The organism is Butyrivibrio sp. INlla16, from assembly GCF_900104155.1.
Classification (GTDB): Bacteria; Bacillota; Clostridia; order Lachnospirales; family Lachnospiraceae; genus Butyrivibrio.
Genome location: NZ_FMYB01000001.1, coordinates 46,705 through 59,871 on the forward strand (window position 1 = coordinate 46,705; position 13,167 = coordinate 59,871).

Consider the following 13,167-nt stretch of genomic DNA (forward strand, 5'->3'; position numbering starts at 1 on the left):
ATTCATTTGCTATACTGTAAAGCGTCTGTTTCGATACCATTTTTCAGATATCATCTTATATATCGGACGCTTTATAAGCAAATAAAGGACATAACATATATAACTAAATACATATATACCTATGATACTGCCTATAATATGAAGTATGAGCAGTGGGGTGTCACCTCCCGCAAATCTCTTAGCATCCAAAAAGCCTACAAGTCTGAGATTTAAAATATAGACAGTAAAGGTTCCTCCGGCTATGGCATTTATTATACGATTGTTCGTTATCTTTATTTTTCTGAACATCATGAACAGAAGAGCTGCCTGGGAAATAATAAGCGGATTGTTATAGTTCCAGGCAATCGTATCATAGATATTCTTTCCTGCCCTTATTCCGTCAGCATAGCTCCAGGCTACCGTCACCAGGATACTCAGAATATACCAGAACAGCAGATGTCCAACCGTCGGAACATGCTTTTCATCCATATCCCGAATTCCCGCTCCAATCAGATAGACAAGCACAAAGTTTACAATTGTATATCCTGCCTGAGCTCCATCAATTCCAATAGTACTGCTTCCGGCAAGCTGTCTGCCTGACCAATATTTTAAAATATCAATCACTGTTGGATAAACCGAAAATAAAACAAATGATATTCCGATAAGGAGCTTTCTTCCGGAAACATCGAGATGCTCCCATACGATATTTATAAACGGCGAAATAAAATAGAGCGCCACAAACACATACACAAACCAGTTGCCCGAAAAAACATACTCAAACAAGTCGTCAATTGAAGAGCTTTGATGTAAAAAGATCCGCTTTGCCAAAACAGTAATCAGAGCAAAAACAAGCACCTGCATTACAAGGCTAAGTGGCTTAAGACCATCACGCTTATTAACTTTACACATGAAATAACCGGTGATCAGAACAAATACATTTACTGCGCAAATACTGAAGGCTTCAAGCAACACAAGAATAAACTGGTTTATGCTGCCATCAGCAGCTCCTGCAAAGCCTCCGTTTTTCACGCTGTTATAATGCAGCATTATTACCCCACAGGCTGACATTATTCTCAGAAGCTCTATATTTGATTCACGAAGTGGTCTCTGACTCATATATCCCCCAAATTATTAAAGCTATTCAGGAGAAAATGTCAAAATTTTCATCCTGAACAGCTTTAATTGTATCACAATTTGCAATTATGAGATATATGCCCTTACTTGAGTTTGAAGTTCTTTACAATTCCGTCAAGAGTAACAGCAATGTCTTCCTGTTTGCTGGACATATCACCGACGTTTTCAACTACATCAGCAGCAGTATTGATGGAATCTGTAATATCAGAGCTATGGGATGCTGTTTCCTGAGTAGACTCTGCGATATTCTGAATCGCATTATTTACCTCATTCATTGCATTTCTGATGTTCTCTACCATCTGTGCTATCTGATCGGACTGTGAGCCGAACTGCTGAGCATCATCACCATACTGACGGGCTACATGTACGAAGTTCTCATAGTCAGGTGCAGCAGTATTATTTACAAAATCAAGCAGTGCCTGTGAACTCTCGGTAAGTGTCTGGAAAGCATCCTGAACGCCGTCGATAGTGGTCTGGATCTGCTGAACTGCCTCGGCGGTATCCGTTGCAAGCTTATTGATCTCGGAAGCAACAACTGCGAAGCCCTTACCATGCTCTCCTGCTCTTGCAGCCTCAATTGAAGCATTCAGCGAAAGGAGATTGATCTGATCGGCAATCTCAGCAATAGACTGTGCCATGTTACTGATCTCTTCAACAACCTTTGCCTTCTCGGATGCATCCGAAAGCTCCTGACTTCTCTCCTGTGCGATATTTATTGCATTGTCGTATGCCTTCTGGCTGTTCTGCTCAATCTCATGTGCACGGATCATGATATCCTTTGTAGCAGCAAGGCTCTCTTCACTCACATCTGCAAGGCTCTGAACCGAAGTATTAACTTCCTCTACGGATGCACTTACTTCCTCTGTAGCTGCTCCGGATGACATCATCGCATCATTTACACCTGACATGTTGCTCTGAATCTTCTCGAACTGGCTGGTAAGTTCGTTTGCCATCGATGACAGTGAAGCACTTGCCGAGCTTATCTGTTCCGATTCATCGGATATCTGGCTGATTACGCTTCTGTTGGACTCATACATGTTATTTAAGGAATCACTCATAAGTCCAAGCTCATCCTGGTTCTTAGCATGAAGCTTTGATACGGTAAAGTCGCCGCTTGCAAGGGATCCTGCAAACTTTTTAACGCTTGCGATATTTCTTGCAATAGAACTTACAAGGAGTATTACTACCAGTGAACTTATAACAAGGGCAGCTATCAAAATTCCCACCATCATATAAGTCATCTGATTTACATCTTCTTCAAGCTCATCCTGATTCATGCGGATCATAAGCTTCCAGTTAACCTCCGGAACCGTTCCGTAATTAACAATAATATATTTTCCGTTCTCCTCAAATCTTGCCATACCTGTCTCATTGGCAAGTACCTGAGATGCGACAACTACAAGCGAAGCGTTATCTTCATCTGTTATCTTTGCGCCATCCTGAACCTTCTGATTATCTGCGGTATAGAGATAAGTTCCATCAGAGGTTACCATCATAGCTGATCCGGTTTTGCCTACAGTGATTGCACCGGCAATATTAGTAATCGTATCAAGCACAACATCTACAGTAACACAGCCGATATACTCGCCTTTGTTATTGTAAATAGGTGCCGAACAGGTCGACATAACCGTTCCCGATGTAGGATCATAGTAAGGATCTGTTATCTTCGCTGTTCCCTTTGTTAAAGCCTTTGCATTAAGATAATATTCCTGATTGGGATAATCATACTCAGCATTACTGTAATCCCAGGTCTCTACTACAGAAGAACCATCCTTATACCAATAAGGTCCCATGTACTCCTGATCGCCTTGATAAGCAAAGGGCTCAAACCAGATTCCGCATCCGGATATGATTTCATCGTTCAGCTGGACATTGGTGAAAACATCTTTATAATCTTCCATTGTCGCACTTCTGTAGGTTCCGCCAACAGTTTCCGCGAGTCCTATAGCCGTGGTTCTTATCGCATCCAAATAGCTGTCGACCTTATTGATATTACCTTCGGTTATTGCCTCAGTTCTTTCAGTCGTCTGCTCCTGGATCAGACTGCGGCTGGTTGAGACACTGATATAGGTCATCAGAATCATTGCTATAGCAACGATAGGAATAATACCAATCAGCATCTTTGCCATAATAGACATCTTTTTCCACATAGTCATACCCTCATAAATTATTTTTGTGGTCAGGCACTATACTGCCACCTGAACCGGTGTCAATAACAACTTCCATTTTATAAAACTTAATTTCATTTTTTCATATAAAAAGTGTATCATAAATCAAGTGGAAAATTATCAAATAAACGATTATTAATTATTAAAGTTTTGGAAACAAAGTTGCGGATTTTTCCGATATTCTTTACACTTTTTTTATATTTAAAATTATTGGCGTTTACTTTCTTACTTTAACGTGTTATAGTGGAACACGTTAGAGAATTTTATCGGAGGTATTTTCAAATGTCATTTCAATATATACAGCAGCTTCCGTCTCCTGAGGAAATCAGGGATGAGTTCCCGCTTTCAAAGGACTTGATTGAATTAAAAAAGAAAAGAGATAAGGAAATTGCTGATGTTCTCACAGGAAACAGTGATAAATTTCTTGTCATTGTAGGCCCCTGCTCTGCTGATAATGAGGATGCAGTTTGCGATTACGTTTCAAGACTTGCAAAAGTAAATGATAAGGTTAAGGATAAGCTGATAATCGTTCCCAGAGTATATACAAACAAGCCACGTACAACAGGTGAAGGTTATAAGGGAATTACTTCTCAGCCGGATCCCGAGGGTAAGACAGATTTCAGAGCCGGCCTTGTAGCTATGCGCCACATGCAGATTCGTGCCATCGAGGAGTCTGGTCTCACCGCTGCCGATGAGATGCTTTATCCCGAGAACTGGGGATATGTTGAGGATATTCTTTCCTACGTTGCCATCGGAGCACGCTCTGTAGAGGATCAGGAGCATAGAATGGTTGCCAGCGGTTTTGGAGTTCCCGCAGGAATGAAGAATCCTACAAGCGGTACCTTAAGCGTAATGCTCAATTCCGTTTATGCTGCTCAGCTTCCCCACTCCTTTGTATACAGAGGCTATGAGGTAAAAACCAGCGGAAATCCGCTCTCTCACTGCGTTCTTCGCGGCTCGCAGAATAAGCACGGACAGTCCCAGCCCAACTACCACTATGAGGACCTCAGTCTTCTTGCTTATCTGTATTCTGAGAGAGATATTAAAAATCCTGCTGCCATCATCGATGCAAACCACAACAATTCAGGCAAGAAATATCAGGAGCAGGTACGCATTGTAAAAGAAGTTTTACATTCCAGAAATCAGAACAAAAACATCAGTGAGCTTGTAAAGGGCGTAATGATTGAAAGTTATATTGAGGAAGGCTGCCAGAAGATAGGCGAAGGAATCTACGGAAAATCCATCACAGATCCCTGTCTTGGATGGGATGATACAGAAAGACTTCTTCTTGATATTGCAGAGCTCGCATAAAGCGTGTATCACATAAGGAGCATATAAAAACGGATCGTCAATCAGTCATCGGCGATCCGTTTTTTTATCAGAAATTATAAATCAGATGTACAGCAAGGGCACTTTGTAGCCTCGATGTTGATCTCGCTCTTGCAGTGAGGACAAATCTTTGTTGTAGGAGCTTCCTCCTCTTGTTCCTTCTTCACTTTTTCACTAACCTTATTAAGTGATTTTACTATGCAGAAAATAACAAGTGCCATAAGCAGGAAATTGATAACCGCTGTGATAAACACACCGTAGTTAAGTGTTGCTGCTCCTGCTTCCTGTGCTGCAGCAAGATTGCTGTACTTGGAGCCGTCAAGTGAAATGAACCAGTTTGAAAAATCGATGCCACCTGTGAGAACACTGATAACAGGCATTATGATGTCATTTACAAGTGAATTGATAATGCTCTGGAAAGCTCCACCGATGATAACACCGACAGCCAGATCCATGACATTGCCGCGCATAATGAACTCACGAAACTCGTTAGCAAACCCCTTGCTCTTCTCGAGAGCCTTACTCTTATCTACTACCATATTCTCCTCCAATCTGAAACGAAACTATTTTCAACCACTTGAAATTATAGCACAAATTGTTTATTATTAAATAGTTGTTTGCAGGACTAGTACATCGGTAGTATGTCAGCTTCCCAAGCTGAAGAGGCGGGTTCGACTCCCGTGTTCTGCTTTTTAGTATGCCATCACCTCGCTTACGCAGGTATCATCATATTGGGCTCCGGAAGTTGCCCCGGTTATCGTAATAACGATTGTATCCGTCATCACAGGCTCTTCCAATTCAAGCTTTGTCCGGTTAAACTCTGCCAGATTTTCCGCTGTGTATCCTTCATAGTTACAACTTATTACTTCACCTTTAACGGTATTACCATCTCCAAAATCAGCACTTGCCTCTGTTACCACTCCATTTTTTTTAAACTGCTCATAGCTTGCGGTATAGCCATTACATATCACTACTCCATACACAAGCTGCTTTTTGTCCAAATGAAGCGTGATAGTCTCGCCTACACCTGTTCCCGAGACGCCTTCAGCCCATACAGTGGTATAATCCCCATCGATCAGATTGTCTCCTGAATAGGTCTTCCCACCGGATGCCGAAAGCTCAGATGAAGTTTCTACGGAAGCTATGTTTATTTTCTCGTCACGGTATCTTCCATAGAGAAGTGTTGCGCCATATCTGCTGTCAGGGTTCTTAATAAAGAGAATATCAGCATATCCCAAGAATTCCTCATCTCCGCCATTACTTTCATAGAAGCCCGGTCCCGTAAAGAGAATGTAGTCATCATCCTCAAAAAATTGCATATGCTCAACCAGCTGCCAGGCTTCTCCATCAGCCATCAAAGGATATACATATCCGTCTTCTACTCTTTCGTATTCGTATGGGGTAAAATCTTCTTCGCCGTAAAAATCCTTGAATATACCCTCTGCATCCTCTAATGCTATCGCTGTCTCATCATTTACTGTCGTTGTTATATCCTCACGAACAGATGTCTGTAGCCAAAGAACATTGTTTATAATCTGGAAGCGAAGTGATGCCTTGCTTGCATTATCCATTTGCGAGAAAGTAACACCATCGGCATCCAGAACTCTGGCAAAGGTCACACTATCCGCCATTTCTTTAAGTACCTCGATGTTAGCAGGAGTTACCGGCTCAGTTGCCAAAAGCTGTTCAATTTTCTCTGAGCATTCACTTTCTGATAAATGAGCTACTTTAGCCGATTCTGTATTCTTATTATCTTCTGATGCGTTCTGTGATCCAGCTTCTTCTTTTGCTCCAGCCTCTTCCCCAGCACTTTCTGTAGCAGTCTCTTCAGCAGCTGTGCTTTCTGTAGCTGTAGCCGTATTGCCACTCCCACCTTCTTTACTTCCTCCGCACGCTATCATGTTCAACGCCATAACGGTCATTACAGATACCGATATAAGTGTTCTTAAAGTCTTCCTTCTCATAGCATTCTCCCTTAGATAGTCCTCAGTTTTCTCGCTTCTTCGTCAAAAAGAATCAGCAGTGTCATCACCTTGAAATAAAACTGCAGTGCTGGTAGGTTTCACCACTAAATTCCGTTACCGGCCACTCTGTAGTGGTCTCTTTTCCATCTTCGTCTGTTGTTACCTTAACAGTATATAAAGGCATAGTCTCAGAAACCGTCATCTTGTACATACTGCTCTTTCCTTTATCCAGATACTCTGTAGCAGTACATGTTTCGCCACCCTTGTATACATCAACCACAGAGTTATCATGAAGAGCAACAACCATAACATAGTTTACAGCAGTCGGTTCAAGCATATCTGATAAGAAAAAGAGATCTCTTGTCCAAATCTGCGGATCTGTAACAGCAAGAAATGCGGCATCTTCAGGTACATATTCCATAAACTTTCTGTAGTCACCGGCTCTCCCGGAATCTACATAATTACAATATGCATTCATTGCAGCGTCACGGCGCTCAGGCATTTCAAATGTCTCTTCCTCTACATCGCTATATCCATTTACATAGTAAGAGCATTTTACTTTTTTGCCGCCATCGGTAAATTCAAGATCTGAAATTTCTTCACCATCTACAGCAAACATAAAATCACCGCACAGGTCTCTCACTTCATTCTTCTGAGCGTAAATTGCAGTTGTAAAATCATCATCAAGCCAGGTCAGATTAGTCCCATCTATTGGTTCCTCGCAGAATTCTCCGCGAAACTTATCAAAAATGTAATATAAACTTGTATGCGGGTTTACATGACACTCCACAATCTCTTTTCCATATGCATGATAAACATCAAGAATTGCGTTGCCCGCACCCTTTCCTTCCAGATCAAAGGTCGTACCATTATAATTGAATTTCAGACCATCATAAGAAATCTCCGGATCCAAGTCACCAAGGTCATATATTCCGTAAAAAGCACTGTCAACCTCTTCGATATCATTTATGCTCCCATCTAATCCGATGCTCAGTCTGCACATGTATCTGGGATATTCCATTTCCAGTCGCTGCCCATTCAAAAGGAGTTTCTTATTAATTCCATCTGAATATTTATAATATGCAGCACTCATCTGCTTCGGCTCAAAAGCTGCTGCCGTAAAGCAGTTTAATGTATACTCATTTTCCCCATCCCAGGTAAGAGGCTTCATTTCCTGTGCCCAGAGCCCTTTATCATCAGCTTTCCATACCCATGCATAAAAGCTGCCTGTATTTGCGGGTGCCTCTATCGTATCGCTGCTCTTTCTATGCATAAGATAAGAATTTGATGAAAGTGAAAATGATCCGTCCACACTGCTTTGATCCTGGAACAAGACACTTCCCATGAAGGAGTCACCGTTGCCTGTCTCCTCCATATAAATGAAGTCTTCTTTGTCGCAGCTGCCATAATACAATTTCACATTCGATGTATCCTTACCGTCATCAGGCTCATAATATCCGTTGTCCGCAAAGGTCATCTTATCTATCCCTGACACATTTACAGAAAACGATAAGGGTACATTTTTCTCTCCGGGATACTGGTGATCCGGTGTAAACTCACCTGTACAGGTCTCATCAGAGCCTGTGTATCCATAGGTAAAAGTGCCATCGCTTTTGATCTCCATATGACCATAGTCTTTTAGTGTCACGGGATTTACCAGACTCCACTCACCCTCCATGAAGGCAAAAAGGTCTTCTTCTGATTTAGGGCCATCAAACGCACTTTCCTCGCCCCTTTTATAAAGTTCTCCATCCATAGAGACGCTTATGGTGTCCGCCTTTACATCATGCTCCTCACCGCCCTCATCAATAAGTACCCGGATATCATTCGTTCCTGTCGGCATATAAAAAGGAGCAGCGTCTTCATCTTCGTCTGCCTCATCCCAGGCATATTCGAGTCCTGCAAGCATTGTGTCACCCTGTTTTATTTTGCCATTAACAAGCGGATATGCACTGATAAGTGCATAATCATACTCATAGTGTGATTCAAGTATTAGATTTTTATGATCTTTATGCATAAGGAAAATAAAGTAGGAACTAGCCTCTTCCCCCTTATACTTTTTGTAGTCATCTTCATAGCTGATCATAAATCCGGAAACGTAGTAGTCTTCAAAATCCGGATTATACTCAGTTATTTCTGATGAATTTACAGTATTCTCTTCTCCGTCATCGTCCTCATCAAAGTACGTCTTATCTCCTCCCGGCATCATCATGATCCATTCATCCGGGATATCTTTTGCAAACTCCTCCTTAAAAATCTTCCCATCTTTATCCTCTGAGAAGAACACAGTATTTGCTGTCGAAAATGGTGAAAATACATTTGAATCAAACCAGAAGGTTACACCCTGAGGATCCAGCGTCCATGCGCACCCGGTGCCTTGCATACAGGTCTTTATACTTTTTTTAATACCTTCCTTGTCAAGGTTCGACAGTTCTCCAATATAATCAGACAGTGTTTCGTCAACGTTTTTCTTTACTTTTTCTGCCAGAAGGTCATAAAAAGCCTCCTCATCAGCGACGATGTCTGTGAGCATAATCTCTTTTCCGCTATCCACATAATATGAGTGTGCTATATATGACAGGACATTAAAGTCAAAAGTCCCCGCATTTTCACATTCATTGACAAAGCTGATGTACTTGCTGTCAGCCCTCCTAAGATACGTATACCAGCTGCACTCGAAGGTAAGATCATCATATTCCTTCGCTTCTTCCATGGATAACGTATAATAGTCATACTCGTGTGCTTCAATATCATCTCTGACATCATTTATGTTCTTCGCAAGCTCAGTGTGAGAAGCAGCATATTCTTTGTCAAGAGAAAGATAACTGTAGTAATGTTTGATATATGGCTTATTATCCTCATTCCATTCATATTTACTTGCCTTATGGAGAACAAGCGTCGGCACTCCATCATAAAGAGAAACAGCTTCAGAGTTTTCTGCAGATTTATCCCCGGCAGAATCGGACGAGCTGTTCTGGGCTGCTTCAGTCGAACCATTATTTTCAGGAGCTGTTGCAGCATCATTTCCATTTTTGCCACATCCGGAAAACAGACAGCATACTATCGTAGACATAAGTAATAGAGATAATGGTTTACTTCTCATTTGGTTTCCCCCTATTGACCTAAATGGATAAAAATCATTATTTATTGAATTAGTTGAGTTTCCTCGTTTAAGTTTAAATCAAAGCTATATTATTTACAATATTTCAAAAGGCGGTATGCAATCGCACACCGCCTTTTAACATCATATTTACATTATCTCCATCAGACTTTTTCTAAGGTCTATCTTATCCCAATAGGAAAGTGTATCCATACTCTTGAAGGTGTTTACCATCTCCTGCGTGTCTATCTGCGTGAAATTATCGCTCTTAAGCTTCTCCAGTTTTTTATCAAGTTCTGAATAGTAAAGATCTGATGAGTCCGGATCTATATTCCTTGGAATGTTTTTATCGTCTTCAACATAAGCAAAGAGGCCGTACAGTTCGACCTGACCGGCAGTTTCGATATTTACCTTATTCACCTCAACTTTGTATAGGCCTTCCTGATTACCTTGTTTCACATAGACTTCAACCGACGGATTTGTTTTATCATAGTCTGCGGGATACTTAGCACTAAGTTCAAAGCTATTTCCTTCCGCATCAGACGCTGCCGTCCTATGGAAGAAATAACCCTGACTGTAGTTATCCGGAAGTTCCAGTTTTTCTACTACTTTTGATTCTTCTCCGGGATATACATCAAGATTATTCTTATTCATTTTCTCAAAAGTACTGACATCTGACGGCGTATAACTTCCATCCTTGAGGCCGTTCAGTTTCCCCAAGAGATTGTCGTAAAATTCAAGTTCCTTACTATTTCCGTTTGCACTGTTGTTTATGGTGTCATATCTGGCCGCTGACACAGCATCTATTGCTGAATCCACAGTCCCGCCAAAAAGATCCTGGACTCCTGCGATACTGTTGTCTGTCATTCTTGCACTGGCAGATACTTCCGCAAAAAGCTTTGTTGCACCGCTTTCCCCGTATCCCATGCCATTAAAACCTGTCTCCCTGGAAGCATCAATCCACGCACTTTTGACTTCCTGCGGTGCATTAGGCGCAACTCTCTCAAGCGCAGCAACATCCGCATCCAGCTTTTGAAGCTTTCCTATTGTAGTATTCTTTGTTCTCTGCGCATCCCACTCTGCCTTTGAGTAATCTGACTTTGAGGTTTTCTGAATTGTATCTGCCGCATTATTGTAGCAGTCTGCAAAGCTTTGGGTATTGGCCGTATTTATCTGTGATGTTTGCTTTGATTGCTGTATTTTATTGGTTTCTATCTGTGCAGAATTAGAGTTTGATGATACTTTATCCAGCGTAACATTATAACTATAGGTATATATTCCGTTTTGCTCTTTAATTTCGGTGAGTTCCATCATAGACAATCCCTCCTTTTACTAATCGCTGTTGAACGATCGCAGTTGTCCCAGATATCCCCCCATTTTTACATTGATTTTCTCCTCTTGTTCTAATCCAATGTAACATTTTTCTTATCTTTACCTTGAAAAAAGCATTATACAAATTTCAAGGTACTGTTCCTTGAATTTTTACCGCTCATGCCCAAATATTAGACACTTCCTTAATTTACAGGTATGAAAAAATCTCTTTTTTACCAAGATTAGTCTCTTATTACTCAAATCTTGGTAATAGGCCAACTCGTCTTTACCCAGATTTTTATAGTAGTAAGTATACCTTGGTATTTATTCAGGCGCTCTATACCCAGATTGTTCGGATATTCTACATATCTTGGTAACAGAGCAAATCTTCTTTACCAACATATTCTTTATTTATCAAATATCTTGGCAAATAATTCTTTCCGTTATACCAACATTTTCCCTAAATCAGAATAATCTTGGAACCCCACATTATTAAACATACCCATAAATCCCCATTCTTCATCATTTATGGGTAAAGCATCACTCCTCGAACACAAAAACAGCCGAATACCAAAGATTATCAATCCTTTGATATTCGGCATATCCCTTGCTATCTTATATATCGGCTAAAAACATTATAACTTTAGAGGAAATTTAAAAATTTTAGATCAAAAATAAAAAGGCCCGAACAATATGTCCGGACCTAAGCTTATCAATAATATGAGCATCTTCATGCCTTAAGATGTTTCCCTGTAAGCAGTGCTGTCAGGAATACTGAAAAGCTGGCAAGCATTGCAATGAAGGTAATCATTATGCGGTTATCATCACCTGTTTTGGGAAGATCTGTTGTTGTGGTGGTTGCTGCTGTAGAAGCAATGTTAGCAGCGACATCTGTTGCTGCCGGCGTAGTAGTTGTCGGCGTGGTTGCTGCCGGAGCAGTTGATGAAGCCGTATTACTTGTTGCTGAGGAAGCCTTGGATGCACTGTTTGCTGCAGTACTTGAGCTCGCGGTGCTTGCAGCATCCTCATCTTCATCTTTACCGTTACCATCCCTCTCTTCGCCTAAAAGTCCGGCATCGTAATTGTCCTTAATATCAACCGTTACGGCACCTGCGCGGATTCCAGATACAGGCGTAAGCATAAGCATAAGACAAATTGGAATTATTGTAAGTACTCGTATTTTTTTCATGTCAAATTCCCCTTCCGATGTTTAGACTCAAAATTCATCTCTGTCATTTAGCAATTTATCATCCTACTCGTTTCGCAACAACAAGTAATCTTCCGTTCTTCATTGTATAGTCACAGGTTGAAAGTGTAAGCAGCTGGTCACCGTAGGAAGCTGTCGCTGCTATCTTGTGAAGTGACTTTGCTTTAAGATATGCAATGTAGGTATCAAAAGTCTGCTTATCATTTATATTGATATAATCTGCGTAGTTAAAGCCATCCTTCTCACCGTTTGCTGTGGTATCAACCACTGCTATTATCTCATAAAATCGCTGTTCTGTCGGTGTGTCAAGCTCAACTGCCTGGTGCTTTCTAAGATACTCATCTTCTTTATAATACTTCAGAGTTCCGAACAATGCTCCGGACTTCATGTTATGTCCGTGTATCAGAAGGTGATTATCAGACAAATCAAAACTGCATCTTTTATCTAAAACCAATAGGCCGTTTCTGTCATCATTTCCGAAAAAATCGTGCTGAAGATAATAGTCATTATCCCCTTCCCTGTACATTATCGGATAATCAATATCCGAATTGTTAATTCGAAGCCAGCCGGTCAGATCCTTGTTCTTCTTATACAGGTACTCGATTTTCAGAGCTGCGAGATTGTTCTTTGGATCATCAGGATCATCACTTATAGCCTTCTTTACGGTGCCGGATTCGCCAACCGTAACGGCTGCCATTGCCTGAACTTTTCTCATGTTGGCGCTGCTCTTTTGCTCCTGATAAATCTCTACAGCAAAAATACCTGTCACCACCAGAAAGGTGATGCAGGATAACGTAAGGATAGTATTTCTTATTGTTTTCCTGATTTTCCCCCTACGTTTTTGCATGCGCATAAATCCCCTGCTTTTATTTTTTCATACTTTATTTCGGCATAAACTTAGAAAAAATTTAGTATATTGTTTTTCCCTCATCCGGCACTTCGTGCCACCTTGTCTACGCTCCGCTCCGGTCAGCG

The 13,167-nt window shown here is 41.1% G+C and carries 9 protein-coding genes and 1 tRNA gene; 2 read left to right on the plus strand and 8 right to left on the minus strand.

Features of this window, described 5'->3' with window-relative positions; translation table 11 throughout:
• Nucleotides 1-9 precede the first annotated feature (9 nt).
• Together BLR42_RS00180 and BLR42_RS00185 are read right to left on the minus strand one after the other, a co-directional pair.
• Nucleotides 10-1,095 (minus strand): acyltransferase, encoded by a 1,086-nt coding sequence (locus BLR42_RS00180; RefSeq protein ID WP_091865492.1) that lies wholly within the window; start codon nucleotides 1,093-1,095, stop codon nucleotides 10-12.
• Between the two features lie 101 nt (nucleotides 1,096-1,196).
• Nucleotides 1,197-3,263, minus strand: coding sequence for a methyl-accepting chemotaxis protein (locus BLR42_RS00185; protein WP_170832576.1), 2,067 nt, complete (start codon nucleotides 3,261-3,263; stop codon nucleotides 1,197-1,199).
• 300 nt (nucleotides 3,264-3,563) lie between these two features.
• Here BLR42_RS00185 and BLR42_RS00190 point away from each other — a divergent pair, with 300 nt between their 5' ends.
• On the plus strand, nucleotides 3,564-4,592 hold the full coding sequence (locus BLR42_RS00190; protein ID WP_091821446.1) for a 3-deoxy-7-phosphoheptulonate synthase: 1,029 nt from the start codon (nucleotides 3,564-3,566) through the stop codon (nucleotides 4,590-4,592).
• Between the two features lie 74 nt (nucleotides 4,593-4,666).
• Here BLR42_RS00190 and mscL read toward each other — a convergent pair whose 3' ends face one another.
• A complete protein-coding gene (gene mscL, locus BLR42_RS00195) occupies nucleotides 4,667-5,149 on the minus strand; it encodes a large conductance mechanosensitive channel protein MscL (RefSeq protein WP_091865498.1) in 483 nt (160 codons plus the stop codon).
• A gap of 80 nt (nucleotides 5,150-5,229) precedes the next feature.
• Here mscL and BLR42_RS00200 point away from each other — a divergent pair.
• Nucleotides 5,230-5,300: transfer RNA gene (locus BLR42_RS00200), tRNA-Gly, on the plus strand.
• A 2-nt stretch (nucleotides 5,301-5,302) separates the two neighbouring features.
• On the opposite strand, the gene BLR42_RS00205 is transcribed toward BLR42_RS00200, so the two are convergent.
• The 5 genes from BLR42_RS00205 to BLR42_RS00225 all read right to left on the minus strand — a co-directional run bounded on the left by BLR42_RS00205 (nucleotide 5,303) and on the right by BLR42_RS00225 (nucleotide 13,039).
• Complete coding sequence (locus BLR42_RS00205; protein WP_091865501.1) at nucleotides 5,303-6,574, minus strand: NADase-type glycan-binding domain-containing protein; 1,272 nt, start codon at nucleotides 6,572-6,574, stop codon at nucleotides 5,303-5,305.
• Nucleotides 6,575-6,638: 64 nt separating this feature from the next.
• The gene (locus BLR42_RS00210) at nucleotides 6,639-9,677 is read right to left on the minus strand and encodes a hypothetical protein (RefSeq protein WP_091865505.1); all 3,039 of its coding nucleotides are present in this window, start codon (nucleotides 9,675-9,677) and stop codon (nucleotides 6,639-6,641) included.
• Between the two features lie 147 nt (nucleotides 9,678-9,824).
• Nucleotides 9,825-10,988: a hypothetical protein gene (locus BLR42_RS00215; RefSeq protein ID WP_091865508.1), complete on the minus strand. Its 1,164-nt coding sequence runs from the start codon at nucleotides 10,986-10,988 to the stop codon at nucleotides 9,825-9,827.
• A gap of 727 nt (nucleotides 10,989-11,715) precedes the next feature.
• Complete coding sequence (locus BLR42_RS00220; protein WP_091865511.1) at nucleotides 11,716-12,174, minus strand: hypothetical protein; 459 nt, start codon at nucleotides 12,172-12,174, stop codon at nucleotides 11,716-11,718.
• A gap of 58 nt (nucleotides 12,175-12,232) precedes the next feature.
• Nucleotides 12,233-13,039, minus strand: coding sequence for a class B sortase (locus BLR42_RS00225; RefSeq protein ID WP_022760567.1), 807 nt, complete (start codon nucleotides 13,037-13,039; stop codon nucleotides 12,233-12,235).
• Nucleotides 13,040-13,167: the final 128 nt, after the last annotated feature.